This is a genomic window from Kitasatospora sp. NPDC001539, from assembly GCF_040298565.1.
GTDB lineage: Bacteria > Actinomycetota > Actinomycetes > Streptomycetales > Streptomycetaceae > Kitasatospora.
Genome location: NZ_JBEPAK010000102.1, coordinates 1 through 23876 on the forward strand (window position 1 = coordinate 1; position 23876 = coordinate 23876).

General features: G+C 73.6%; 17 protein-coding genes and 1 tRNA gene. 10 read left to right on the top strand and 8 right to left on the bottom strand.

What is annotated here, in order from left to right; all coding sequences use genetic code 11:
• Positions 1-302 precede the first annotated feature (302 nt).
• Positions 303-1274 (top strand): GlxA family transcriptional regulator, encoded by a 972-nt coding sequence (locus ABT247_RS17655; protein ID WP_350743704.1) that lies wholly within the window; start codon positions 303-305, stop codon positions 1272-1274.
• On the top strand, positions 1274-1903 hold the full coding sequence (locus ABT247_RS17660; protein ID WP_350743705.1) for a DJ-1/PfpI family protein: 630 nt from the start codon (positions 1274-1276) through the stop codon (positions 1901-1903). The genes ABT247_RS17655 and ABT247_RS17660 overlap by 1 nt, the downstream gene beginning before the upstream one ends.
• Positions 1904-1913: 10 nt before the next feature.
• Here ABT247_RS17660 and ABT247_RS17665 read toward each other — a convergent pair whose 3' ends face one another.
• Together ABT247_RS17665 and ABT247_RS17670 are read right to left on the bottom strand one after the other, a co-directional pair.
• A complete protein-coding gene (locus ABT247_RS17665) occupies positions 1914-3170 on the bottom strand; it encodes an MFS transporter (RefSeq protein WP_350743706.1) in 1257 nt (418 codons plus the stop codon).
• A gap of 171 nt (positions 3171-3341) precedes the next feature.
• Positions 3342-5051 (bottom strand): chitinase, encoded by a 1710-nt coding sequence (locus tag ABT247_RS17670; RefSeq protein ID WP_350743707.1) that lies wholly within the window; start codon positions 5049-5051, stop codon positions 3342-3344.
• A 223-nt stretch (positions 5052-5274) separates the two neighbouring features.
• On the opposite strand from ABT247_RS17670, the gene ABT247_RS17675 reads away from it, so the two are divergent.
• Positions 5275-8508, top strand: coding sequence for a S41 family peptidase (locus ABT247_RS17675; protein WP_350743708.1), 3234 nt, complete (start codon positions 5275-5277; stop codon positions 8506-8508).
• A gap of 70 nt (positions 8509-8578) precedes the next feature.
• Here ABT247_RS17675 and ABT247_RS17680 read toward each other — a convergent pair whose 3' ends face one another.
• Positions 8579-8803 carry a hypothetical protein gene (locus ABT247_RS17680; RefSeq protein ID WP_350743709.1) on the bottom strand — a complete coding sequence of 75 codons (225 nt, stop codon included), beginning with the start codon at positions 8801-8803 and terminating at the stop codon, positions 8579-8581.
• Positions 8804-8953: 150 nt separating this feature from the next.
• Between ABT247_RS17680 and ABT247_RS17685 the strand changes: the two genes are divergently transcribed.
• Positions 8954-9733, top strand: coding sequence for a phosphoribosyl-dephospho-CoA transferase MdcG domain-containing protein (locus ABT247_RS17685; RefSeq protein ID WP_350743710.1), 780 nt, complete (start codon positions 8954-8956; stop codon positions 9731-9733).
• Positions 9734-9909: 176 nt separating this feature from the next.
• Entirely contained in the window at positions 9910-10554 is a 645-nt protein-coding gene (locus tag ABT247_RS17690; protein WP_350743711.1) for a dihydrofolate reductase family protein, read from the top strand.
• Positions 10555-10618: 64 nt separating this feature from the next.
• On the opposite strand, the gene ABT247_RS17695 is transcribed toward ABT247_RS17690, so the two are convergent.
• From ABT247_RS17695 to snpA, 3 genes are all read right to left on the bottom strand, one after another.
• Positions 10619-12697 carry a phosphocholine-specific phospholipase C gene (locus ABT247_RS17695; protein WP_350743712.1) on the bottom strand — a complete coding sequence of 693 codons (2079 nt, stop codon included), beginning with the start codon at positions 12695-12697 and terminating at the stop codon, positions 10619-10621.
• A 249-nt stretch (positions 12698-12946) separates the two neighbouring features.
• On the bottom strand, positions 12947-13606 hold the full coding sequence (locus tag ABT247_RS17700; protein WP_350743713.1) for a pentapeptide repeat-containing protein: 660 nt from the start codon (positions 13604-13606) through the stop codon (positions 12947-12949).
• A 148-nt stretch (positions 13607-13754) separates the two neighbouring features.
• Positions 13755-14369 (bottom strand): snapalysin, encoded by a 615-nt coding sequence (gene snpA / locus ABT247_RS17705; RefSeq protein WP_350743714.1) that lies wholly within the window; start codon positions 14367-14369, stop codon positions 13755-13757.
• Positions 14370-14788: 419 nt separating this feature from the next.
• Here snpA and ABT247_RS17710 point away from each other — a divergent pair, with 419 nt between their 5' ends.
• Positions 14789-15805, top strand: coding sequence for a LysR family transcriptional regulator (locus ABT247_RS17710; RefSeq protein ID WP_502892460.1), 1017 nt, complete (start codon positions 14789-14791; stop codon positions 15803-15805).
• A 6-nt stretch (positions 15806-15811) separates the two neighbouring features.
• Here ABT247_RS17710 and ABT247_RS17715 read toward each other — a convergent pair whose 3' ends face one another.
• Both ABT247_RS17715 and ABT247_RS17720 read right to left on the bottom strand, forming a co-directional pair.
• A complete protein-coding gene (locus ABT247_RS17715; RefSeq protein ID WP_350743716.1) occupies positions 15812-17011 on the bottom strand; it encodes a low temperature requirement protein A in 1200 nt (399 codons plus the stop codon).
• 490 nt (positions 17012-17501) lie between these two features.
• Complete coding sequence (locus ABT247_RS17720; protein WP_350743717.1) at positions 17502-19205, bottom strand: ABC transporter family substrate-binding protein; 1704 nt, start codon at positions 19203-19205, stop codon at positions 17502-17504.
• Positions 19206-19539: 334 nt separating this feature from the next.
• Here ABT247_RS17720 and ABT247_RS17725 point away from each other — a divergent pair, with 334 nt between their 5' ends.
• The 4 genes from ABT247_RS17725 (at position 19540) to ABT247_RS17740 (ending at position 23841) form a co-directional block, all read left to right on the top strand.
• On the top strand, positions 19540-20520 hold the full coding sequence (locus ABT247_RS17725) for an ABC transporter permease (protein WP_350743718.1): 981 nt from the start codon (positions 19540-19542) through the stop codon (positions 20518-20520).
• Between the two features lie 16 nt (positions 20521-20536).
• The gene (locus ABT247_RS17730; RefSeq protein WP_350743719.1) at positions 20537-21547 is read left to right on the top strand and encodes an ABC transporter permease; all 1011 of its coding nucleotides are present in this window, start codon (positions 20537-20539) and stop codon (positions 21545-21547) included.
• Positions 21544-23694: an ABC transporter ATP-binding protein gene (locus ABT247_RS17735; protein WP_350743720.1), complete on the top strand. Its 2151-nt coding sequence runs from the start codon at positions 21544-21546 to the stop codon at positions 23692-23694. Before ABT247_RS17730 ends, ABT247_RS17735 begins: the two co-directional genes overlap by 4 nt.
• A 73-nt stretch (positions 23695-23767) precedes the next feature.
• Positions 23768-23841, top strand: a tRNA-Lys gene (locus tag ABT247_RS17740).
• Positions 23842-23876: the final 35 nt, after the last annotated feature.

A 23876-nucleotide genomic window follows, 5' to 3' on the forward strand; every position in this document is an offset into this window, starting at 1 on the left:
AGCTGACTCTTAATCAGCGGGTCCGGGGTTCGAGTCCCTGGCGGCGCACAGACAGCCGGAAGGCCCGTCGCGAGAGCGGAGGGCCTTCCGGCGTTTCGACTCGGGGCGTTTCCACTCCGGGCGTTTCCACTCCGGGCAATACGACCCCGGGCGATTCGACCCCGGGCGTATCGACTCCGGGCCGTGCGGCCGCCGCCGCGTTCCGGCCCCGGCGTTCCCGCCGCCCGGAGGCCCCGCCCGTTGGCAGGAAAGGTGGGAAGCAGGTCATTGCTGCCCTCCGCGCCCGCTGACAGGCTGGCCGCATGAGAGCGCGCAGCGTGGTCATCGTCCTCCACGAGGGCGTGCAGAGCCTCGACGTGACCGGCCCCCTGGAGGTGTTCGCCGGAGCGAACGCGGCCTCCGGGCAGCCGGACGCGTACCGGGTGACCACGGCCTCGCTGGGCGGTGGGCCGGTGCGCAGCTGCAGCGGGCTCCGGTTGCTGCCGGACGCGGACCTCGCCGAGGTCGCGGCGGCCCACACCCTGCTGGTGCCCGGCGGGCAGGGCACCGAGGACCCGGACGACGCGCTGGTGGCGCGGATCCGCGAGCTGGCCGGTCGTGCCGAGCGGGTGGTGTCGGTGTGCACCGGGGCCTTCCTGCTCGCCCGGGCCGGACTGCTCTCCGGGCGCCGGGCGACCACCCACTGGGCGTACTGCGAGGAGCTGGCCCGGCGCTTCCCGGACATCGCGGTGGACCCGGACCCGATCCACGTCCGGGACGGGCACGTCGCCACCTCGGCCGGGGTCACCGCCGGGATCGACCTCGCCCTCGCGCTGGTCGAGGAGGACCTCGGCCGGGAGACCGCACTGCTGATCGCCCGCCACCTGGTGGTCTTCCTGCGCCGACCCGGCAACCAGGCCCAGTTCAGCACCCAGCTGGCCGCCCAGGTCGCGGCCCGGCAGCCGCTGCGCGAGGTGCAGCGGTGGATCGCCGAGCACCCGGATGCCGACCTGTCGGTCGAGGCGCTGGCCCGCCGCTCGGCGCTGTCGCCGCGGCACTTCGCCCGCGCCTTCGCCGCCGAGGTGGGGGTGACCCCGGGCCGGTACGTCGACGGCGTCCGGCTGGAGGCCGCCCGGCGGCGGCTGGAGGACACCGACGACGGCATCGAGGAGATCGCCCGCTCCTGCGGCTACGGCACCCCGGAGGCGATGCGGCGCGCCTTCGTCCGGACCCTGGCCGCCCCGCCCGCCGAGTACCGACGCCGCTTCCGAACCCGTCCCGACGGAGGACCCTGATGCGCATCGCCGTCCTGCTGTACCCCGACTTCACCGCCCTCGACGCCGTGGGCCCGTACGAGGTGCTGTCCCGGATCCCCGGCGCCGAGGTGGTGTTCACCGCGGCCCGGCGCGGGCCGGTCCGCACCGACATGGCGAGCCTGGCGCTCACCGCGGACGCCGCCCTGGAGGAGGTGGACTCGGCCGACGTCCTGCTGGTGCCCGGCGGACCGGGGACGGGGGCCCAGCTGACCGACCCGGCCGTGGTCGAGTGGGTGCGCGCCGTCGACGCGACCACCACCTGGACCACCTCGGTCTGCTCCGGCTCGCTGCTGCTGGGCGCCGCCGGGCTGCTCGAGGGCCGCCGGGCCACCTCGCACTGGATCTGCCTGGACCAGCTGGCCGGCTTCGGGGCGGAGCCGACCGGGATCGAGCGGATCGTGGTCGACGGCAAGTACGCGACCGCGGCCGGGGTCTCGGCCGGGATCGACCTCGCGCTGACGCTGACCGGCCTGACCGCCGGGGACACGACCGCGCAGGCGCTCCAGCTGGTGATCGAGTACGACCCGCAGCCGCCGTACGCCGCGGGATCCCTCGCCAAGGCGTCCCCCGAGGTGGTCGAGGAGGCGAACCGGCTGCTGCGGGCCTAGGGGTCCGGCGTCACACCCCCGCCTGCGGGCCCGCGACGCCGGACCCGGTCCGGCCCCGCGTCGCGGGGAAGCCGTGGCGGCGGGCGGCGAGGGTCACCGCCAGGACGGGCAGCAGCAGCGCGAGCACCGTCCAGGGCAGGGCGCCGGTGCCGAGACGGCCGAGGACCAGGCCGCCGAGCACCCCGCCGCCCGCCATCGCGGCGTTCCACAGGGTGACCAGCATCGCCTGGGCGGCGTCCGCCCGTTCGCCGCCCGCGTCGCCGACGGCGGTCTGCAGCAGGGTCGGTGCGCCGCCCCAGCCCAGGCCCCAGAGCAGGGCGGCGAGGTGGACGAGCGGCGCGCTGTGCGACCACAGGCCGAGCAGACCCGCCGTCAGGGCGACCAGCAGCGCGCCGCCGATCGTCAACCGCCGCAGGCGGCGGTGGATGTGGACGCCGGTGAGCCAGACGCTCACCAGGGAGGCCAGTCCGAACACCAGCAGCACGGAGTCGGCGGCACCGCCGAGACCGGCCCGGTCGAGGAACGGCGAGACGTAGGTGAACAGGATGGTGTGGGCGAGCACGAAGAGCACCGTCACGGTGAGCACCGGCGCCACTCCGGGCACGTGGAGGGCGGCCCGGACTCCCCCGTCCGGCTCCGGGCGTCCGTGATCGGCCGCCGGCGAGCGGCCGGGCGGGGGCTGGTCGGGCAGGAGCGCCGCGATCCAGCCGACCACGGCGACGGCCAGGGCCGTCATGGCCAGGAAGGGCACCCGCCAGGCGAGCGCCCGGCCGAGGAAGGTGCCGACCGGCACGCCGACCGAGAGCGCGACCGGCACGCCGGCCATCGCCACCGCCATCGCCCGCCCCTGCGACTCGACCGGCACCAGCCGCCTGGCGTACCCGGCCAGCAGTGCCCAGGCGAGGCCCGCCGCGACGCCCGCCAGGAAGCGGGCGGCCAGCGTCAGCGGATAGTTCGCGGAGAGCGCCGTCACCGTGTTGGCCACCGCGAAGCCGGCCATCGCGGTGAGCAGCAGCCGTTTGCGGCTCCAGGCGGCGGTGGCCGCGGTGAGCGGGATCGCGGTGACGGCGGAACCGATCGCGTAGACGGTGACGGTCTGCCCGGCGGCCGACTCGCTGACCCCGAGTGCCCGGCTCATCCCGGGCAGGACGCCGGCGGGCAGGTTCTCGGTGAGCGCGGTGACGAAGACGGCGGTGGCCAGGGCGAGCAGGGAGGGGAGCGGAAAGGCCCTGCGGGGTACCGGGGTTGTGAGCTGGGTGGTCGCCATGGGGCCATGCTCGGACCTCACACGGGTGTCAGGTTCAAGCACGGCCCCGCGGGGCCTGATCGCCGGCTCACCAACTCACCGGCTCACCGACTCACCGACCCGGCGGCTCACCGACCCGGCGGCTCGACAGCTCACCGGTTCACGGGCTCACGGGCTCACGGGCTCACGGGCTCACCGGCCGAAGTAGCCGTCGAAGTTCTTGGAGAACTCCTGGCCGCCGAACCGGTCCCAGTTGATCGACCAGGTCATCAGCCCGCGCAGGTTCGGCTGGGCTCCCGAACGCGGCACGTACGTCCCGCAGTTGACCAGCTTGGTGAGGCAGTCCAGGGCCTTGGCGACCTCCGCGGGGGCGACGTACCCGTTGCCCGCGTTGGTGGTGGCCGGCATGCCGATGGCGACCTTCGAGGCGGGCAGCGGCGGGAACACGTTGGCGGTGTTGCCCGCCACCGGGAAGCCCTTGAGCAGCATGTCCGTCATCGCGACGTGGAAGTCAGCGCCGCCCATCGAGTGGTACTGGTTGTCCAGCCCCATGATGGAGCCGGAGTTGTAGTCCTGGACGTGCAGCAGGGTGAGGTCGTCGCGCAGCGCGTGGATGACCGGCAGGTACGCCCCGGCGCGCGGGTCCTGGCCGCCCCAGGGGCCGGATCCGTAGTACTGGTAGCCGAGTTGGACGAAGAAGGTCTCGGGCGCCATGGTCAGCACGAAGCCCGGGCCGTACTTGGCCTTGAGGGTCTTCAGTGCCGAGATCAGGTTGACGATCACCGCGCTGGTGGGGTTCCTGAAGTCGGTGTCGCCGGTGTCGAGGGAGAGCGAGTGGCCTTCGAAGTCGATGTCCAGACCGTCCAGGCCCCACTTGTCGATGATCGCCGACACCGAGCTGACGAAGGTGTCCCGGGCGGCGGTGGTGGTCAGCTGGACCTGGCCGTTCTGGCCGCCGATCGAGATCAGCACCTTCTTGCCCTGGGCGCGCTTGGCGGCGATGGCGGCCTTGAAGTCGGCGTCGGACTCGGCGGACGGGCAGTCGGTGGTCGGGCAGCGGTTGAAGCGGATGTCACCTGAGGTCGGGGAGGTGGGCTCGCCGAAGGACAGGTCGATGATGTCCCAGGAGGCGGGGACGTCGGCCATCCTGGTGTAGCCGGCGCCGTTGGCGAAGCTGGCGTGCAGGTAGCCGACCAGGGCGTGGCCGCCCGCGGGGGTGCCCGTCGGAGTGCCGGTCGGGGTGCCTGTGGGGGTACCGGTCGGGGTCGGGGTGGGCGTTGCGGTCGGCGAGGACGTGGGCGTCGGAGAGCCGGTGGGCGTGGGAGTCGGAGTCGGCGTGGGCGCGCCCGGGCCGTCCAGCGAGACGTCGTCCGCGTAGTAGGTGCCCTGCCCGTACCAGCCGTGGGTGTACACGGTGGCGCTGGTCTGGGTGGCGCCGGTGGTGAAGCTGAGGCTGAGCTTCTGGTAGCCGCCGCCGGTGCCGGGGGTCCAGGTGCTGGGGCCGCCGCCGACGCCGAGGTAGACGTACGAGCCGTTGACGTAGGCGCTGAGGGTGTAGGTGGTGCCGGGCGTGACGGCGACGGTCTGGGCGCACTGGGCGGTGTCGCCCGCACTGGCCGCGGCGGCGAGCGCGTAGCGGCCGCCGTGCACCGGGGCGGTGACGACGCTGCCGGTGTTCCCGGTGCAGGTCCAGGGGCCGAGCGCGCCGGATTCGAAGCCGCCGTTGGCCAGGAACTCGCCGGCCGAGGCTGCGGGCGCCAGGCCCAGGGTGACGCCGGCCAGGGTGGCCGCGGCGACGGCGGAGGCGGTGCCGGCGGCGAGGGCGGCGCGGCGGCCCCCGACCGGTGCTGTGCGGGACGTGACCGTGCGGGGCGTCGTTCTGCGGAACGTGGTTCTGCGCATGCGGGGGCTCCTGCGGTGGCGCGGTCGTGGGGGACGTCCGAGGGCACGCCGGAGCACGCGCCAGTGGGGGGAACGGCCCGGCCTGGCACCCAAGTTGGACTAGACCACTGAAGTGGATCCGCCGGTGCGCTGTCAATGGTCCAGACCGGTCCGGACGGAGCCGCACGTCCGACGGCGGACCGCCCCGGTTGCCGGGGGTGACACCCCGTCGAAGGATGGAGGGGTGACCCCGCCCGGCTACCTCCGCCACCCCCACCTGCACGGCGGCCTGCTCACCTTCACCGCCGAGGACGACGTCTGGATCGCCCCGCTGGACGGCGACGCCGCCGCCACCGGACGGGCCTGGCGGGTCAGCTGCGACCGCACCCGGGTCAGCCACCCCCGCTTCTCCCCCGACGGCACCGCCCTCGCCTGGACCAGCTGGCTCGGCCTGACCCCCGAGGTGTGGACCGCACCGGTCGAGGGCGGCGAGGGCCGCCGGCTCAGCTTCTGGGGCAGCCAGGACACCCGGGTGCGCGGCTGGCTGCCGGACGGCGAGGTACTGGCCGTCACCTCCTTCCACGAGCCCTTCGGCCACTACACCTGGGCGCACGCCCTCCCGCCGGACGGTTCCCCCGGCCGCCGGATGCCCTGGGGCCCGGTCGGCGACGCCCAGATGAGCCGCGCACGGACGGTGCTGCTCACCGGCGCCGCCCCGCACGAACCCGCCGCCTGGAAGCGCTACCGCGGCGGCGCGACCGGCCGGCTCTGGGTGGACGGCGAGCTGGTCCTGCCCGGCCACACCGGCCACCTCGCCTCCCCCATGCCGGTCGGCGAGCCCCCCGACGACCGGGTCGCCTTCCTCTCCGACCACGAGGGCATCGGCAACGTCTACTCCTGCCGCCCCGACGGCAGCGACCTGCGCCGGCACACCGACCACGCCTCCTACTACGCCCGCGAAGCCGCCACCGACGGCACCCGGATCGTCTACCAGCACGCCGGCGACCTCTGGCTGCTGGACGGTCTGGACGCCCCCGGCCCGCGCCGGCTCACCGTCCCGCTCGGCGGCGCCCGGGCCGGCCGCCGCCCGTACCTGGTCAACGCCGCCACCCAGGTCAAGGACCTCGCCTGCGACCAGACCGGACGGGCCGGGTTGGTCACCGTGCGCGGCAGCCAGTACTGGCTCACCCACAAGGACGGCCCGGCCCGCGCCCTCGCCGACACCCCGGGGGTGCGGACCCGGCTGCCGGTCGTGCTCGGCCACACCGGGGAGGCGGCCTGGATCACCGACGCCCGCGGCGCCGACGCGATCGAGGTGGTACCGCTGCCCGGCCACGAGGACCCCGCCGCCCCGACGAGCGGGCAGCGGCACCGCCACCGGGTGCTCGCCGCCGGGCGGCTCGGCCGGGTCCTGGAACTCACCGCCTCCCCCGACGGCGCCCACCTGGCCGCCGCCACGTCGGACGGCCGGCTGCTGCTGGTCTCCGCCGCCGACGGCGCGGTGCGCGAGCTGGCCGCCTCCGAGTACGGGCCGGTCTCCAGCGCCCGGTTCGCCCCCGACTCGCACTGGCTCGCCTGGTCCCAGCCGGCCGCCGGACGCTCCCTGCGCCGGATCCGCCTCACCCGCACCGACGCCCCCGCACCGGTCGTCGACGTCACCGACGGACGGTTCGAGGACGAGCAGCCGGTGTTCACCCGGGACGGCCGCTACCTCGCCTTCCTCTCCTGGCGCGGCTTCGACCCCGTGCACGACGTGCACACCGGGGACCTCTCCTTCCCGGTCGGCTGCCGCCCGTACCTCGTCCCGCTCACCGCCGACACGCCCTCCCCGTTCGCCGCGCCCGCCGAGGACGGCGCCCCGCGCGGGAACGGCGGCGGCGACGGCACCGTCCGGGTCGACCCGCAGGGCATCGGCGACCGGCTGCTGCAGTTCCCGGTGATCGCCTCCAAGTACTCGGCCACCGACGCGGTGCGTGGCGGTCTCGTCTGGCTGCGGTGGCCGATCTCCGGCACCCTCGGACAGACCTTCGCCAGCCCCGACGACACCTCCGGGCGCCCCTCCCTGGAGCACTTCGACCTGGCCCGCGGCACCCGCACCACGCTGGTCGACAACCTGGACGGCTACGCCGTCTCCGGCGACGGCGGCTCGATCGCGATCTACTCGGCGGGGACGCTGCGGGTGGTCCCGGTCGCCGCGCCCTCCGCCGGGACCACCGTCGACCTTCGCCGGATCACCCACACCGTGCACCCGGCCGCCGAATGGCGCCAGGCGTACCACGAAGCGGCCCGGATCGTCCGGGACCAGTTCTGGGACGAGCGGATGTCCGGCCTGGACTGGACGGCGCTGGTCGCCCAGTACGAACCGCTGCTGGAACGGATCTGCTCACCCGACGACTTCGCCGACCTGCTGCGCGAACTCCTCGGCGAACTCGGCACCTCGCACGCCTACGTCACCCCCTCCCGGCGCGCCGAGGGCCCCACACTAGCCCAGCAGCCGCTCGGCCTCCTCGGCGCCAACGCCCACCGCTCCCCCGACGGCCGGTGGCTGGTCGACCGGGTGCTGCCCGGCGAGTCCTCCGACCCGCGCGCCCGCGCGCCGCTGGCCGGCCAGGGCGTACGGGACGGCGACGAACTGCTGGAGATCGGCGGCCGACCGGTGGACCCGCTGCGCGGCCCGCTGCCGCAGCTGGCCGGCACCGGCGGCACCACCGTGGAACTCACCCTGCGCAGCGGCCCGGACGGCCCGGTGCGGCGGATCACCGTCACCCCGCTGACCGACGAGCGGGCCATCCGCTACCAGGACTGGGTGGCCAAACGCCGTTCGCTGGTCCGGGAGTACAGCGACGGCCGGTGCGGCTACCTGCACATCCCGGACCTCGGCGGCTCCGGCTGGGCGCAGTTCAACCGGGACCTGCGGCGCGAACTGGACAAGCCCGCCCTGGTGCTCGACGTGCGCGGCAACGCCGGCGGCAACGTCTCCGAACTGGTGCTGGAGAAACTCACCCGGCAGGTCCTCGCCTGGGACTTCACCCGCGACCGCCGGCCGGTCCGGTGGCCCCGGCACGCCCTGCGCGGACCGCTGGTGGCCCTCGCCGACGAGGCGACCAGCTCGGACGGGGACGTGATCATCGCGGCCATCAAGCTGATCGGCCTCGGCCCGGTGATCGGCAGCCGCACCTGGGGCGGGGTGGTCGGGATGACCGGGCGGCACACCCTGGGCGACGGCACCCAGATCTCGGTGCCGAAGAACGCCTCCTGGTTCACCGGCGGCCTCGGCTGGTCGGTGGAGAACCAGGGCGTCGAGCCGGACGTGCACGTCCTGCGCACCCCGCGGGACTGGGCGCGCGGCCGCCACCCCGAGCTGGTCACCGCCGTCCAGCTGGCCCTGGAACTGCTGGAGGACGCGCCCGCCGCTGCGCCCCCGCCGGAGTCCACACCCCGCCCGGACCTGCGGCGCCCGCCGCTGCCGCCGCGCTGACCCGGCGCGCCCCTTCCCTGGGGGCGCCCCCCAGTCCAAGGGGGCGCCGCTAAGTCCCAGGGGTCGCCGCTCAGTCCCAGGGGTCGCCCTCGGCCGTCATGTTCTCGGCGGCACGCCGGTCGGCCTCCTCCTGGGCCAGGCGCTCCCGGGCCAGCCGGTCCTGCATCTCGCGGGACCGCTCCACCTCGTCCGCGAACGCGTCGGCCGCCTCGTCGTGGGCCAGGGCAGCCCGCTGAGAGCCGTCCCCGCCGACCGCCCCCTGCGGCCTGTGGCGGAACCTGTCGAAGATGCCCATGACTCCTCCTCCTACGAACGGAACGACGGAATACCGGGCTGCCCCCACTCTCACACCGGGCCCGGACGGACGCACCTTGAGTCCTTGGTCCCGGGCGGACCGCACCGAAGGGCCGTAGCCGCGGGCGGGCGGCGGGCGGAAGGTGGCGGTGTGAGGAACTCGACCGAGGAACTGCACGACGGGCCGCGGCGGCGGGTCGGGCCCCTGGCCGCCCTGGCCGGGCGGCTGCCCGGGACGCACGATCTGCTGCTGATGCAGTGCCCGAGTTCGCTGCGGCCGCTCACGGGCGGCGAACTGCCTCCATGGGCGCGGACCGTCCTGCGCGCGCACCCCTGGGTGACGGTGGGCCGGGCACCCACGGTGGTCGGCGACCCGGCGGACCTGCCGCGACCACTGCGCTGCGCCCGCGACGAGGAGGCGGCGCCCGAACACTGGATCCCGGTCACCGTGCGCGGCCCCCGGCCGGGACAGCGGCTGGACGCGCTGGCGCCCTGGTCGGCGGTGGCCCGCACGCTGCGGCCCGAACAACTGCCCGAGCGCTGGGGTCGGCTGGCCCCGGACCGGATCGCCGGGATCCCCGCCCTGGCCCTGCTGCCCGAGGCCGCCCGGCTGGTGGCCGATCACCGGCTCTCCTGGGGGCCGATCGGCGCGGCCGGCCACGAGCTGGGCACCGGCCTGCCGGTGGCCGGCCCGCTCAGCCCGCTGCGGCTGGTGCTGCGCGCCCCGCACCCGGTCAGCCGCCGGGACGCCCTGCAGCTGCGACGGGCGCTGAGCAGGCTGCCGGTCCCCGTGCAGGCCGAGCTGGAGACCAGGTACGGCGCGGTCCAGCTGGCCGAGTACGCGGCGGGAGTGCACACCTTCACCCTGCTGACGCCGTACGGGCCCCGCGAGGTCCACGACCCGTGGTTCCCGCGGGGCCCGTACGCGTGAGCCGTCGCCCGATCCACTGCCCACCGGACCTCGCGGTGGTGCGGCCTCCCGAAGCTCCCCCTGAAAAGGAGGCCGCCGCCCGATGTCGATCCGGCCGGCTCCCGTTCGACGTCATGATGGGCGGCGACCCGCCGCCCGACGACCCGACGACACTCCGAGACCTGCCGAGGGAACACGTGGACCAACTGCTCAGAGTCATGAACTTCAACGTCTCGCTCGACGGGATCGGCGCCGGTGAGCACCAGAGCCTCGAGGAGCCGTTCGGCCTCGCCCGTCCCGAGAGGCTGTTCTCCTGGGCCGGAGCAACGGCGAGCTGGCCCATGCGGACCGACCCCGGCGGGACCAGGGGCCTCGACGACTACTTCACGCGGGACTTCGCACGCAACATCGGCGCCGAGATCATGGGCCGCAACAAGTTCGGTCCCCAGCGCGGCCCCTGGCAGGACCACGAGTGGCGCGGCTGGTGGGGTGACGAGCCCCCGTTCCGCACGCCGGTGTTCGTCATGACCCACCACACGCGGCCGTCGTTCACGCTCTCCGACACCACGTTCCACTTCGTCGACGGCGACCCGGCCACGGTCCTCGAACAGGCGCGGAAGGCGGCGGACGGCAAGGACGTCCGACTCGGCGGCGGAGTCACCACCATCCGCCAGTTCCTCGACGCCGACCTCGTCGACACCCTGCACGTGGTGGTGTCACCGGTGGAGCTCGGCTCCGGGCTGCGGCTCTGGGACTCGCCCGACGAACTGCTCGACCGGTTCCACCTGGACGTCGTGCCCAGCCCGAGCGGCGTCACCCACCACCTGTTCTGGCGACGCTGACACGGGACCCCGCCACCCGCGAGGCGGGTGGCGGGGCCTCCGGTCCGCGCGGCGGACGCGGTGGTCAGCCGCTGACGCTGGGGGCGCCCGTCTCCAGGTGGCCGGTGAAGCGCTGGGACCAGCTGCTGTCCGCGTCCACCGTGATGGTGAAGTCGTACCAGCCGTTGGTGTAGGCCACGGCGTTGAAGTAGTCGCTGACGCTGCCGCCCGCCGGGACCTGGTACGTCCAGGGGCCGTCGGTGCGGTAGTTGTTGGAGGCGATGGTGAAGGTCATCGGGGTGCTGCCGGTGTTGGCCAGCTTGAAGTACACCGCCAGCTTGCCGGTTCCCGGTTCGACCGCGTACGAGGCCGTGACCGCCGCGTTCTTGCCCGCCTTGGTGGCGTCGCCCTTGAAGCGGCGCAGGAAGCGGTTGGGGCCGACCACGGACAGGTCGTAGGGGCCGCCGCCGAAGCCGGTGCCGCAGTTGAAGAAGTCGCTGGTGTTGCCGCCCGGGTCGACGGTGTACTGCCAGGGGCCGCCGCTGCGGTAGGCGTTGGCGTAGGCGGCGAAGTGCGCGGACTTCACGGCCGCGGCGCCCGCGTTCTCCATCTTCAGCCAGACCTTCATGACCCCGGACGAGCCGAACTCCAGGTGATCCAGGTTGGCGTTCGGCTGGTACGGCAGGGCGCGGGCCTGGCGGGTGCCGGGCTCCTGGACGGGCAGCTGGTTGTTCACCGGGGCCGGGTTGGGCAGCGGGCCGCAGGCGGACAGGCCGATGGTCTGCGAGGTGTCGGGCAGCGCGGGCAGGCCGTACACCGGGTTGGCGAAGTCGAACACGCTGGTGAGGTCACCGCACACCCGGCGGCGCCAGTCGCTGATGTTCACGCACTTGGCGGGCGTGCCGAGGGCGGACGTCCAGACCTCCAGGAAGCGCAGCACCGAGGTGTGGTCGAAGGTCTCGGAGTTGACCCAGCCGCCGCGGGTCCAGGGCGAGACGGCGATCATCGGGACGCGGAAGCCGAGGCCGATGTTGGTGCCGTTGTAGAACTCGCCGGGGGTGCCGGCCGGGGCGACCGGCGGCGGGACGTGGTCGAAGAAGCCGTCGTTCTCGTCGTAGTTGACGAACAGGACGGACGAGTTGAAGACGTTCGGGTCCGCGTTCAGCGCGTCGATGACGTTGTGGACGAAGTGCGCGCCGTCGGCCGGGGTGGCGTACGGGTGCTCGGAGGAGGCCTGGTCGGGGACGATCCAGGAGACCTTCGGGAGGGTGCCGGCCAGCACGTCGGCCTTGATCGCGGCGACGATGTCGTCCGGGGTCCGTCCGGTGACCTTGGGCACCGAGCCCATGCCCTTGGTCGCCAACGCGCTGCCGGCCGGGGCGTTGGCGAACTGCGAGAAGTAGGCCAGCGCGTTGTCGCCGTAGTTGTCGGCGGCGTTCTGGTAGACCTTCCAGCTCACGCCGGCGCCCTCCAGCGCCTCGGCGAAGGTCTGCCAGCGCAGGCCCTTCTCGTCGCCGCCGTCGTAGGCCGGGCCGCCCGCGGTGCCGGCGGGGTCGATCTGGCCGGACCAGTGGTAGGTGCGGTTGGGGCCCGTCGCGCTGAGCACCGAGCAGTGGTAGGCGTCGCAGATGGTCCAGTTCTCGGCCAGGGCGTAGTGGAAGGGGATGTCCTGGCGGGTGAGGAAGCCGAGGGTGCGGACGTTGCCCTTCGCGGCGACCCAGTTGTCCATCTTGCCGCTGTTCCACGCGCTGTGCTGGTCGCTCCAGCCGTGGCTGAGGTCGCCGTTGCACTGGGCGAGGCGCTCGGGGTCGGCGCCGCCGGCCGGCTTGGTCTGGCTGAACTGCCACGGGTACTGGCGGGAGAGCAGGCCGTTGGGCTGGTTGAAGACGCTGTAGCCGCCGGCGATCTGGATGGCGCTGCGGTCGGCGAAGCCGCGCACGCCGCGCAGCATGCCGAAGTAGTGGTCGAAGCTGCGGTTCTCCTGCATCAGGATCACCACGTGCTGCACGTCGGCGATGGTGCCCGTGGTGCTGAGCGTGGTGGTGGAGGCAGTCGCCGCCGCGGCGCCCGGGGCGGCTCCCGCGGCGCCGGTGCCGGCCACCGCGAGGCCCGCCGCTGCGGCGCCGGACAGCGTGACGAACTTCCTACGACTCAACTCGGCCATCAGCCCGGCCCGTCCCTTCGCTGGCGATGTTGTGTACACAAGTTGGCTCACCGATCGCGCAGCAGTCTCCACCGCTCCCGAAGCGGGCCACCAGAGGCGTGCAGCAGGATTGTCGGACTGTTCCTCCGGGTGTCACCGAGCGACGCCGGGCTGAACGCGGGACGCCGCTGCGGAGGGACGGGCCGGCGCCGTTGCGGGGGCGGGAGGACGGGCCGGCGCCGTTGCGGGGAGGGACGGGCTGCGCCGGAGTCAGCGGTCCTTGACCTCGATGCCCAGTGCGTGGGCGAACTGGGGCGCGAGTTCCAGCAGTTGAGTGGAGCTGATGGTCGCCCCGCGCAGCCCCTGGTGGCCGTCCGCCAGCCCGAGCCGGACGGCGCCGCGCAGGTCGGTCTTCTTCAGGGCGGCACCGCGGAGCCGGACCTCCTCCAGCGTCGAGCCGGGGAAGGACACCTCGGTCAGCTTCGCCTCGCCGAAGTCCACGTCGCGCAGCAGGCAGTCCTCGAACACGACGTCCCGCAGCACGGCCGACCGCAGGTTGACCGCCTCCAGCTTGCAGCCGCGGAACACCACCCGGCGCAGCGCGGAGCCGTACCCGGCGATCCCGGCCAGCACCCCGCCGACGAAGGCGCTGTCCTGCCACTCGCTCTCGCTCAGGTCGCAGGCCACCCAGCGGCCGGCCTGCACCCAGACCTCGTTGAACCGGGCCTGGCGCAGCTTGACCCCGCTGAGCGCGACACCGGTGAAGGCGCACTCCAGGAAGACCGCACCGGCCCCCGACTCGTCGGTGCGCTCGCCGCCGTCGAAGTGCGCGGTGTCGTACCGGGCGTCGCTGCGCAGCGGACCGGTGTGCGGGCTCAGCAGTTCCGCGTAGGGGAGGTCGGCGAGCCGGTCGGGGACGGAACGGGACATGGCGGCGGCACCTTGCGGTCGGGGGCGGATGGTCCTCGCCCGCATGCTCGCACGCGCCACCGACACGGCCCGGATCGGCCGCACGCGCCACCGACACGGCCCGGGCCGGCCGCACGCCGCTGCGGCCGGCCCGGGACGGTGCAGTCGGTCAGCCGCGCGCCCACAGCGAGTTGACCCGGCTGCGCTCGGTGGCGTTCGGGTACGGGTTGGTGCAGGACGGGCCGGGGCCGCCGCCGGACATCAGCTCGCTGCACGGGCCGGAGTAGTGGTCCGGCAGGCCGAGCACGTGCCCGGTCTCGTGGGCCGTCACCCGGACCGAGTTGTACTGCTGGTTCTGCGCGTAGTCGAGGAATATGTAGCCGCGCCCGTGTCCGTCGGTGCTGGCGTACGAGCCGCGGCTGTCGTTGCCCTCGTAGTAGCGGAAGTCGGCGGCCGAGCCCGACCGCAGCTGCACGTTGCTGACCGAACTGTTCCAGATCTGGGCGGCGTTGGCGATCTGGGTGCGGAAGGACGGGGCCGAGCTGGCGTCGTAGGTGACCACGACGGTGGTCAGGCCGGGGTTGGCGGCCTGCTTGGCCTTGGCGGAGGCCATCACGGCCTGGAAGAACGCCTGGTTGTCCGCGGCCTCGGCGGCCGAACCGGCGTACGTCGAGGCGGTGTAGCCGTGTACGGCCGGGGCGGCGTTGGCCGCGGTGGTGGGCAGCACGGCGAGGCCGGCCGCGAGGGCCAGGCCGAGGGTGGCGGACAGCACGGATCGCTTCATGTGGGGGCTCCGATTCCTGGGGTGCCGTAGCCGGTTGGGGGCCGGCCCTGGGGGACACCTGGCGAACGGGTGATGCCCCAGAGCTTCGGGCAGCCCGGCGGGCGGGCGGATGATGTCAACCGGTGATAGCCCGGTCCAATACCCCTCCGCCCAGGGCGGATTCGAGCCGTCTTTTACTCGTCTTGACCCACTCATGCCCCTGGCATTCCGTTCCGCCCTTGGCTAGGCTCCGGGGCGGGGAAGTACCCACTGCGGTGGGCCGCCCGTTTCCGGCCGGGCGGCCCCCGCGCTCCGGTTCACGCGGCAGCGCGGCGATGCGGCAGCGCCCCCTCGCAGCGCGGCAATGTGGCGATGCGGCAGCGCGGCGGTTCGCCGGGGCCCGCTCCGCGCGGTCGCGGCCACACTGCCGGCGAACTGACATGTACTTGGCAAGACGCTCCGGCGCCGTCTATGCTCCCGCCGTGGAGCTCGACGTGAGACACCTCCGGGTGCTGTGCGCGATCGCCGACACCGGCAGCCTCCGCAAGGCCGCGCTCCAACTCGGCATGACCCAGCCCTCCCTCACGACACAGCTGCACCGCATCGAACGGGCCATCGGCGGCACCCTGTTCACCCGTGAGCAGACCGGCAGCCGGCCCACCGCGCTCGGCCACTCGGTGCTCTCCCGGGCCCGGCCGGTGATCGGCGAGCTGGCCGCGCTGGTGGCCGCCGCCCGCCAGGAGGCCCGGGACGCCGCCGGGCCCGGGCGCCGACGGCGGCTGCGCATCGGCAGCGTCGGCGGCCGGACGGTCGCGGCCTGGCTGCGCCGGGTGCACCAGCGGCTGCCGGACACCGACACCACCATCCACGTCGACGTCTCCGCGAGCGCGCTGCTCCGGATGGTCGCCTCCGACCAGCTCGAGGTGGCCTTCGTCCACGAGAGCGAGGGCTTCCCGCTGCGGGTGCCGCCGGGCGCCGAGCACCGGGTGCTGATGGCCCGGGAGCCGCAGTTCGTCGCGCTGTCCGCCGGCCACCCGGCCGCCGCCCGCTCGGTCGTCCACCTGGCCGACCTCGCCGAGGACACCTGGATGGTGGACCCGACCGCCGACCACGAGTACGCGGCCTTGCGCCGGGTGTTCCGCGCGGCCGGGCTCGACCCCCGGGTGGTGCAGGTGCGCGACAACGCCACCGCCGCCGAACTGGTCGCCTCCGGCGAGGCCGTCCGCCCCTGCCAGCCGACCGCGCTGCCCGGCCCCGGCACCGTGGTCCGCCCGGTCCACGGGGACCCGCTGGCCGTCCGACTGCTCTTCACCTGGCGCCCGCGCGCGCTCGGCCCGCCCGCCCTGGACGCGCTCCACGCCGAACTGCGCGCCGCCTACCTGGAATCGGCCGAGGTCAACCCGGCCTACCGGGCCTGGCTGGCGCGGCACGAACCGGGGCTGCTGGGCCGGGCCTGACGGGGCTCAGCGGCTCTCCCGGCTGTGGATCAGCACCCCCACCGCGACCATCAGCGCGCACGCCAGGCCCGCCGCCAGCACGCCGGAGGCGCCGAACGCGGTGCAGGCCAGCACCAGCACGGCCCCGGTCGGCGCCACCGCCTGGGCCACCGGGCCGCGCTTGGTGTGCCGGGAGTGCAGGAACCACACCGTCACCAGGTAGACCGCCGTCGGCACGGTGACCGTCGCGGTGGCGGCCGTGTCGGAGATCTCCGCCTTGTGCACGGCCGACTCCACCGCCACCTCCAGCCCGGTGCCGATCGCCGCCGCCGAGCCGAACACCAGGTAGTGCCCGTAACCCCAGGCGAACGCCTGCCGGTTGGACCGCAGGTGCTCGTGGACGGGCCGGGCGAAGTAAAGCCACCACGCGGCGAAGCAGATCAGCAGACCGCCGATCGCCACCGGCACCAGCCGGCCCAGCCCCTCGTGCTCGTCCACGGCGGACTGCACCGCCACCGTGGCCGCGGCCACCGCCTCGCCGAGCACGATCAGGGTGAACAGCCCGTACCGCTCGGCGATGTGGTGCGGGTGCCAGGTGGTCTGCATCCGCAGTTCGGCGAGCACCGGCACGGCCAGCTCGCACAGCACGCCGAGCGGGACGGCCACCGGCCGGGCGGCGTCCGGCAGGAGCAGCAGCACCACCCAGCCGACCTGGCAGATCGTGATCCCCAGTGCGTACCGCAGCGCCACCCCGCGCGCCGGGCCCTGCTCGCCGGCGGCCGCCCGCAGCCACTGGGTGACCATCGCCAGCCGCATCACCACGTACCCGGTGATCGCCAGCACCAGGTCCTGGGTGGCGAACAGCCGCGGCACCCCGGCGGCGAGGATCAGCACCCCGGCGATCTGGACCAGCGTGGTGAGCCGGTACGGCACGTCGTCGCAGTCGTACGCGGACGCGAACCAGGTGAAGTTCATCCAGGCCCACCAGATCGCGAAGAACGCGAGGGCGTAGCCGCGCAGCCCCTCCCCGTAGTGCCCCGCCGCGAGGGAGTGGGCGAGTTCTCGGCCGGCCTGGCCGACCGCGACCACGAAGCAGAGGTCGAAGAAGAGTTCCAGCGGGGTGGCGACCCGGTGCGGCTCGTGCCGGTCGCGCGGGACCATCCGCCGCACCGGCGGCGGGTCGACGGGGTACGGACGGGGTGCCGCGGCGGCGGGTTCACTGGCCATCGGTGCTGCTCCGGGGGCGTGGATGGGAACTCGTCGGGAACGGGAACGGGGCGGGCCGGGAGGCCCGCCCGTCCCCGCGCATCCTGGCAGCGGCCCGGCCCCGGCGCACGCACCGGCGCGCTCCGGCCGTCCCGCCGGAACCGGGGCGCGATGCCCGCGTATGCCCTGTTTGTCCTTACCGTCAGCCCAAGTTGACGGTCCGGTGCGCGAAGTGGGTGACACCGCGGCGGATTTCCTGGCGCGCCCCGCGCGCTGCGCCGCGGGCGGCCCCGGCGCCCGGCTAGATTCTTCCCCGGTTGGAGGCAAGCGCGGGCCCTGCGGGGCCCCACGACACGGGCGGCCTGCGGGCAACGCGGAAGGTCAAGGCCGGTGGCAGGACAGCGGGGGCGGCAGCGCCGACCTACCCCGTGTCCGCACCACCGGCCTCGTGATCACCGCGCTGCTCGCCAGCGCCTGCCGTGCGGCTGCTCCGCCGCGCCGGCGGCCCGGGTCACTTCTCCCAGCCGATCTTGGCGTAGTCCGTCCCCGCCAGGCCGAACGCGCCCTCGTTGGCCAGGCCCTTGCGGGTCGCCACGACGGTCGGCCGCTGGTACAGCTCGACGGTGTGGCCGAGCTCCCAGATCTTCGCGTCCGCCTGGTTGTACAGCTTCGCGGCCTCCACCGGGTCGAGCGTGCCGGCCGCCTTCTTCAGCAGGGCGTCGATCTCGGGCGTGCCGAGCTTGGAGAAGTTGCCGAAGACGTTGTCCCCCACCGGCAGGCGGAAGTTGACGAGCGAGGTGGAGAGCGGGAACGAGTCGGTGTTCCGCCAGCTGGCGATCTCGAACTTGCCGGGGTTCACGTACTTGGTGAAGAAGTCGTTGGACGGCACCTTGTCGAGGTCGACCTTCACCCCGGCCGCCAGCCACATCGCCACCGCGGCCGTGGCCAGGTCCAACTGCGCCTGGGGAGTGGCGTCGTTGACCACCCAGTGCAGTTCCAGCTGCCGGCCGTCCTTGGTGCGCGGCTGGCCGGCGCCCGCGTCCTTCCACCCCGCCTCGTCGAGCAGCTTCTTGGCCGCGGCCAGGTCGAACTTCGCCCACTCGCCGGAGTTGTCCTGGTAGCCCGTCTGGTTCGGCATGATGATGTGGTTGCCGAGCGGCTTGAACTCCACGGGCACGCCGTTGTTCGCGATCTTGATCAACGAGGACCGGTCGAGCGCCTTCCCGAGCGCCTGCCGGACCTTCTGGTCGGCCAGTGCTCCGCCCTGGCCGAACGAGATGTGCACCTCGTCCCACGGGCTCGCGGCCCGGATCACGGCGTCCTTGGCACCCTTGAGCTGCCCGTACGCGGCCGCGGTGCCGGCCGTGGCGAGGTCGATCTCGTTGTTGAGGAACGCCTGCGTCGTCGCCGACTGGGACATCACCCGGAAGGTGATCCGGTCGAGCTTGGGCTTCGTCCCCCACCACGCCGGGTCGGGGACCAGGGTCAGGGTCTGCGCGGTCTTGTCCGCCGTCCCGACCTTCAGGGCGCCCGCGGTGATCGGGATCTTCTCCACCCAGCCCTGGTTGAAGTCGTCCGCCGTGCTGATGCCGGCCGCCGGGATCAGCGGGCGGAACAGGTTCTGCCAGTCGGCGTACGGCTCGGAGAAGGTGACCTTGACCTCGGTCGGGTCCGCGCCCTGCTCGACGGAGGAGATGAGCTCGTAGCCGGAGGAGTCGGCGATGTTGTAGCCGTCCTTCTTGCCGTTGCTGGCCTCCCAGTCCGCCTTGAAGTCCAGGTAGCTCAGCGGCTTGCCGTCCGACCACTTCGCCTTGGGGTTCAGCTTGTAGGTGATCACCTGCGGGGAGGTCGAGGTGATCTTGGCCTCCTGCAGGTAGTCGGCGACGGGCTGGAAGTTCCCGGAGGCGTCCGTGGTGAAGAGGTTCGGCTCCAGCGCGCGCATGATGTCGACGGCGTCGCCGTACCGGCCGTCCACCTGGAAAGGGTTCCACTGGGTGATCCACTGGTACAGCGGCAGGCGCACCTCGCCGCCGTCCTTGACCTGGTCCAACGGCTTGGCGTTGATGTCCTGGGAGTCCTGTCTCGGCGGTTCGCTCTTGGCCACGTCACCGGTCGAGCCGCCGCCGCCCGAGGTGCACGCGGTGACCGCGAGCGCGGCGGCGACGGCGAGGGCGGTCGCCCGGCCGAGGCGGCGGGCCGTGGTGGAAGCGTCCATGAGGTCCCCCTGGTGAGGTCTGCGGAGCGGGAGTCCGCGCGCGACAGGCATGACCGGGCTTGAGCATGGGCACTCAATCCGGCATCGAGCCAGAGGAACGTAACAGCGGATCAGATCCGCCACCAGGGGGAGGAGCGCACACCTGATCCAAAAGTCACCGGAGGCAACACGGCCGCAACACCCCTGCCGTGCCCGGCTGTTTGACTCTGACCTGCGCTTTCCCGACCCGCTCTCCCCTCCGACCACCTGACGCCCTGACCGGGCTCCGACCGAAGGCCAGCCACCCGATGCCCACCAGACGCGTCGGCCCCGCCCCCACCCCGGGCAGCCGCTGATGCTCCGCTACCTGACCAAGCGGCTCGGCTACTACGCGATCCTGCTGACAGCCGCCGTCTTCCTGGCGTACGCGATCTCCGCGACCGCCCTCCAGCCCCGCACCTACTTCGACGCCAAGGTCCCCCGCCCGTCCGCCGAATCGGTCGAGCACCAGCTCACCGCGCTCAACCTGAACGACCGCACCCCGGTGGTCGAGCGCTTCGGCCACTGGGCGGGCGGTCTGCTCCACGGCGACCTCGGCCGGACCATCCACGACACCCCGGTCTCCGACGACTTCGGCCGCCGGGTCTGGGTCTCGCTGCGGCTGATGCTGCTCGGCAGCCTGCTCGGCATGCTCCTCGGCGTCGCCGCCGGGGCGTGGAGCGCCGTGCGCCAGTACCGGATCTCCGACCGGCTGCTCACCGTGCTGTCCTTCGTGCTGCTCTCGACCCCGGTCTTCCTGGTCGCGCTGTTCCTGAAGAACGGCGCGATCGCCGCGAAGGACGCGGCCGGCCACGAGGTGATCCCGTTCACCGGCTACGAGACGCCCGGCCTGGCCGGCGGTCTCGGCACCCACCTCGCCGACTGGGCGCTGCACCTGCTGCTGCCCACCCTCTCGCTGGCCCTCGGCGGTCTCGCCACCTACAGCCGCTACCAGCGCGGCACCATGCTCGACGTGGTCGGCTCCGACTACCTGCGCACCGCCGAGGCCAAGGGCCTGACGCGTGGACGTGCCCTGCTGAAGCACGGGCTGCGGACGGCCGTGATCCCGATGTCGACCATGTTCGCCTACAGCTTCCTGGGCATCTTCACCGGTGCGATCTTCACCGAGACGATCTTCGGCTGGCACGGCATGGGCGAGTGGCTGATCCAGTCGATCAACGAACAGGACGTCAACTCGGTCGTCGCGATCAACCTGTTCACCGCCGTCGTCGTGCTCGCCTCCGGCTTCCTGGCCGACACCCTGCACGCCGCCCTCGACCCGCGCGTGCGGTCCTGACCGGAGGTGACGTGAGATGACCACCCTCTCCCTGGAGCCGGCCGAGCCCACCGAGCCCACCGGCCCGTCCGGATCCGCCGGACCCGCCGGGCTGCCCGCACCCGCCACCCGCCGGGGGACCGGCCGCGGTCGGCTCGTCCTCGCCCGGCTGCTCGCCGCACGGGGCGCCGTCGTCGGGGCCGTCGTCGTCCTGCTGCTGTTCGCGCTCGCCTTCGGCGGCCCGTACCTGACGCCCTGGGACTACGCCACCCCCGACTTCACCGCGCTGCACCAACCCCCCTCCGCCACGCACTGGTTCGGCACCAACGGGGTCGGCCAGGACGTGTTCGCGCAGACCGTCCGCGGCCTGCAGAAGTCACTGGTCATCGGGCTGCTGGTGGCGCTGTTCTCCACGGTGCTGGCCTCCGTGGTGGGAGCCTGCGCCGGCTACTTCGGCGGCTGGGCCGACCGGGCGCTGATGTTCCTGGTGGACCTGCTGCTGGTCTTCCCCGCGTTCCTGATCATCACCATCGTCTCGTCGCGGTTGAAGAGCGCCGGCTGGATCGCCTTCGTGCTGCTGCTCGCGCTGTTCAACTGGATGATCACCGCCCGGGTGGTCCGCTCGATGACCCTCTCCCTGCGCGAGCGCGAATTCGTGCGCGCCGCACGGTTCATGGGCGTGCGGCCGCTGCGGATCATCAGCCGGCACATCCTGCCGAACGTCGCCTCCTTCCTCATCATCGACGCCACCATCGCGGTCGGCGGAGCCGTGATGAGCGAGACCGCGCTCTCCTACTTCGGCTTCGGGGTCAAGGCGCCGGACGTGTCGCTCGGCACCCTGCTCGCCGCCGGAACGAGCGAGGCCCCGGTGTTCCCGTGGATGTTCTACTTCGCGGCCGGACTGCTGGTGCTGTTCGTCCTCGCGGTCAACCTGATCGGGGACGGGCTGCGCGACGCGCTCGACCCCACCGCCGGGGCGGCCGGTGGCCGCTCCCGTCGCTCCCGTCCCGTCCTCGACAGCCGTCGTTCCCGTAGGAAGCGCCCGTGACCACCACCGTCGAAACCCCGCTGCTCGCCGTCCGCGACCTGCGGGTGGACTTCACCGGGCCGCACGGCCCGGTGCCGGCCGTGCGCGGCGTGGACCTCACCCTGCGGCGCGGCGAGACGCTCGGCATCGTCGGCGAGTCCGGCTCCGGGAAGTCCGTCACCGCACTGTCCGTGCTGGGCCTGCTGCCGGGGACGGCCCGGGTCAGCGGCTCGGTGCGCCTGGACGGCCGCGAGCTGGTCGGACTGCCCGGGCGGGAGCTCGCCGCGATCCGCGGCCGGCGGGTCGCCATGGTGTTCCAGGACCCGCTGTCCGCGTTCACCCCGGTCTACCGGATCGGCGACCAGATCGCCGAGGCCGTCCGCATCCACCAGGACGTCGACAAGGCCGCCGCCCGCCGACGGGCCGTCGAACTCCTCGACCTGGTCGGCATTCCGGCGCCCGACCGCGCCCTGGACAGCTACCCGCACGAGTTCTCCGGCGGCATGCGCCAGCGCGCGATGATCGCCATGGCCGTCGCCAACGAGCCCGACATCCTGCTCGCGGACGAGCCCACCACCGCCCTGGACGTGACCATCCAGGCCCAGGTGCTGGACGTGCTGCGCACCGCGCAGCGGGAGACCGGCGCAGCGCTGGTCCTGGTCAGCCACGACCTCGGGGTGATCGCCGGGACGGCCGACCGGGTCGCGGTGATGTACGCGGGCCGGGTGGTGGAGACGGCGGAGGTGGACGAGCTGTTCGCGGCCCCGCGCCACCCGTACACCCTCGGCCTGATCGGCGCACTGCCCCGGCTGGACGGGTCCGGCGGCGCGCTGGTGCCGGTTCCGGGCGCGCCCGCACCGATGGCCGAACTGCCGCCGGGCTGCCCGTTCGCCGCGCGCTGCCCGCTGGCGGAGGAGCGCTGCACGGCGGCCGAGCCCGCGCTGGAGGGTACCCCGGAGCCGGCCCGGGAGGGTGCGGCCTCCGCGGGTCGGGCCTCCGCGGGTCCGGCCTCCGAGCGTGCGGCCTCCGCAGGTCCGGGGGAGCACCTGGCCGCCTGCGTCCGGTCGGCGGAGCTGGCCGAGCGGCGGCCCGCGCCGGGTGAGGTGTACCCGGTGCCGGAGCTGCCGGCCCCGGTCGCGGGCGGGGACCGCGCCTCGCGGGCGCCGGTGCTGTCGGTGAGCGGACTCGGTAAAACGTTTCCGCTCCTCAAGGGCACGGTGTTCAAGCGCAAGGTCGGCGAGGTCTACGCGGTGGACGGCGTCGACCTGGACCTGCGCGAGGGGGAGACGCTCGGCCTGGTCGGGGAGTCCGGCTCCGGCAAGTCCACCACCCTGTTCGAACTGCTGAAGCTCGGCGCCCCGGAGACCGGCCGGATCGAGCTGCTCGGCCGCGACACCGCCCGGCTCACCCGGGCCGAGGCCCACCGGCTCCGGGCCGGACTGCAGATCGTCTTCCAGGACCCGATGGCCAGCCTCGACCCCCGGATGCCGATCGGCGACATCATCGCCGAGCCGCTGCGCGCCCAGCACGCCCCGCACGAGGAGATCGCCCGCCGGGTCCCCGAACTGCTCCGGCAGGTCGGCCTCGACCCGGAGCACACCGAGCGCTACCCGCACCAGTTCTCCGGCGGGCAGCGCCAGCGCGTCTCGATCGCCCGGGCGCTCGCCGTCCGGCCCAAGCTCCTGGTCCTGGACGAACCGGTCTCCGCCCTCGACGTCTCCATCCAGGCCGGGGTCCTCAACCTGCTGCAGTCGCTCAAGGCCGAGCTCGGGCTCTCCTACCTGTTCGTGTCGCACGACCTGTCGGTGATCCGGCACCTCGCCGACCGGGTCAGCGTGATGTACCTGGGGCGGACGGTCGAGCAGGGCGAGGTCTCCGCCGTCTTCGACCGCCCCCGGCACCCCTACACCCGGGCCCTGCTCTCCGCCGTGCCGCTGCCCGACCCGGCCGCCGAACGCGCGCGCGACCGCATCCTGCTCGCCGGGGACCCGCCCTCCCCCACCGAGCGCCGCACCGGCTGCGCGTTCCGCACCCGCTGTCCGCTGTACGCCCGGCTCCCGGAGACCGCCCGGGTGCGCTGCGAACGGGAGCGGCCCGCGCTCGACGCCGACCGGGCGGGAGCGGACCACCAGGCGGCCTGCCACCACCCGGAGGCCGCCGCCAGCTGACCACCCAGCGTCACCACTCGGATACGATTCGGCGGATCGGCCCGGCGGCGTGTACTGTCTTCCACGTCAGCAGGCGCCGCTAGCTCAGTTGGTTAGAGCAGCTGACTCTTAATCAGCGGGTCCGGGGTTCGAGTCCCTGGCGGCGCACATGGCAAGCCCTCAGGCCGCCCACTCCGGTGGGC

What these genes read in the sequence shown, in the direction of transcription:
- ABT247_RS17725 (WP_350743718.1), top strand. Translation starts at nt 19,540, where the DNA reads ATGCTCCGCTACCTGACCAAGCGGCTCGGCTACTACGCGATCCTGCTG.
- ABT247_RS17730 (WP_350743719.1), top strand. Translation starts at nt 20,537, where the DNA reads ATGACCACCCTCTCCCTGGAGCCGGCCGAGCCCACCGAGCCCACCGGC.
- ABT247_RS17715 (WP_350743716.1), bottom strand. Translation starts at nt 17,011, where the DNA reads ATGGCCAGTGAACCCGCCGCCGCGGCACCCCGTCCGTACCCCGTCGAC.
- ABT247_RS17660 (WP_350743705.1), top strand. Translation starts at nt 1,274, where the DNA reads ATGCGCATCGCCGTCCTGCTGTACCCCGACTTCACCGCCCTCGACGCC.
- ABT247_RS17655 (WP_350743704.1), top strand. Translation starts at nt 303, where the DNA reads ATGAGAGCGCGCAGCGTGGTCATCGTCCTCCACGAGGGCGTGCAGAGC.
- ABT247_RS17700 (WP_350743713.1), bottom strand. Translation starts at nt 13,606, where the DNA reads ATGTCCCGTTCCGTCCCCGACCGGCTCGCCGACCTCCCCTACGCGGAA.
- ABT247_RS17670 (WP_350743707.1), bottom strand. Translation starts at nt 5,051, where the DNA reads ATGCGCAGAACCACGTTCCGCAGAACGACGCCCCGCACGGTCACGTCC.
- ABT247_RS17710 (WP_502892460.1), top strand. Translation starts at nt 14,789, where the DNA reads ATGTACTTGGCAAGACGCTCCGGCGCCGTCTATGCTCCCGCCGTGGAG.
- snpA (WP_350743714.1), bottom strand. Translation starts at nt 14,369, where the DNA reads ATGAAGCGATCCGTGCTGTCCGCCACCCTCGGCCTGGCCCTCGCGGCC.
- ABT247_RS17720 (WP_350743717.1), bottom strand. Translation starts at nt 19,205, where the DNA reads ATGGACGCTTCCACCACGGCCCGCCGCCTCGGCCGGGCGACCGCCCTC.
- ABT247_RS17680 (WP_350743709.1), bottom strand. Translation starts at nt 8,803, where the DNA reads ATGGGCATCTTCGACAGGTTCCGCCACAGGCCGCAGGGGGCGGTCGGC.
- ABT247_RS17665 (WP_350743706.1), bottom strand. Translation starts at nt 3,170, where the DNA reads ATGGCGACCACCCAGCTCACAACCCCGGTACCCCGCAGGGCCTTTCCG.
- ABT247_RS17695 (WP_350743712.1), bottom strand. Translation starts at nt 12,697, where the DNA reads ATGGCCGAGTTGAGTCGTAGGAAGTTCGTCACGCTGTCCGGCGCCGCA.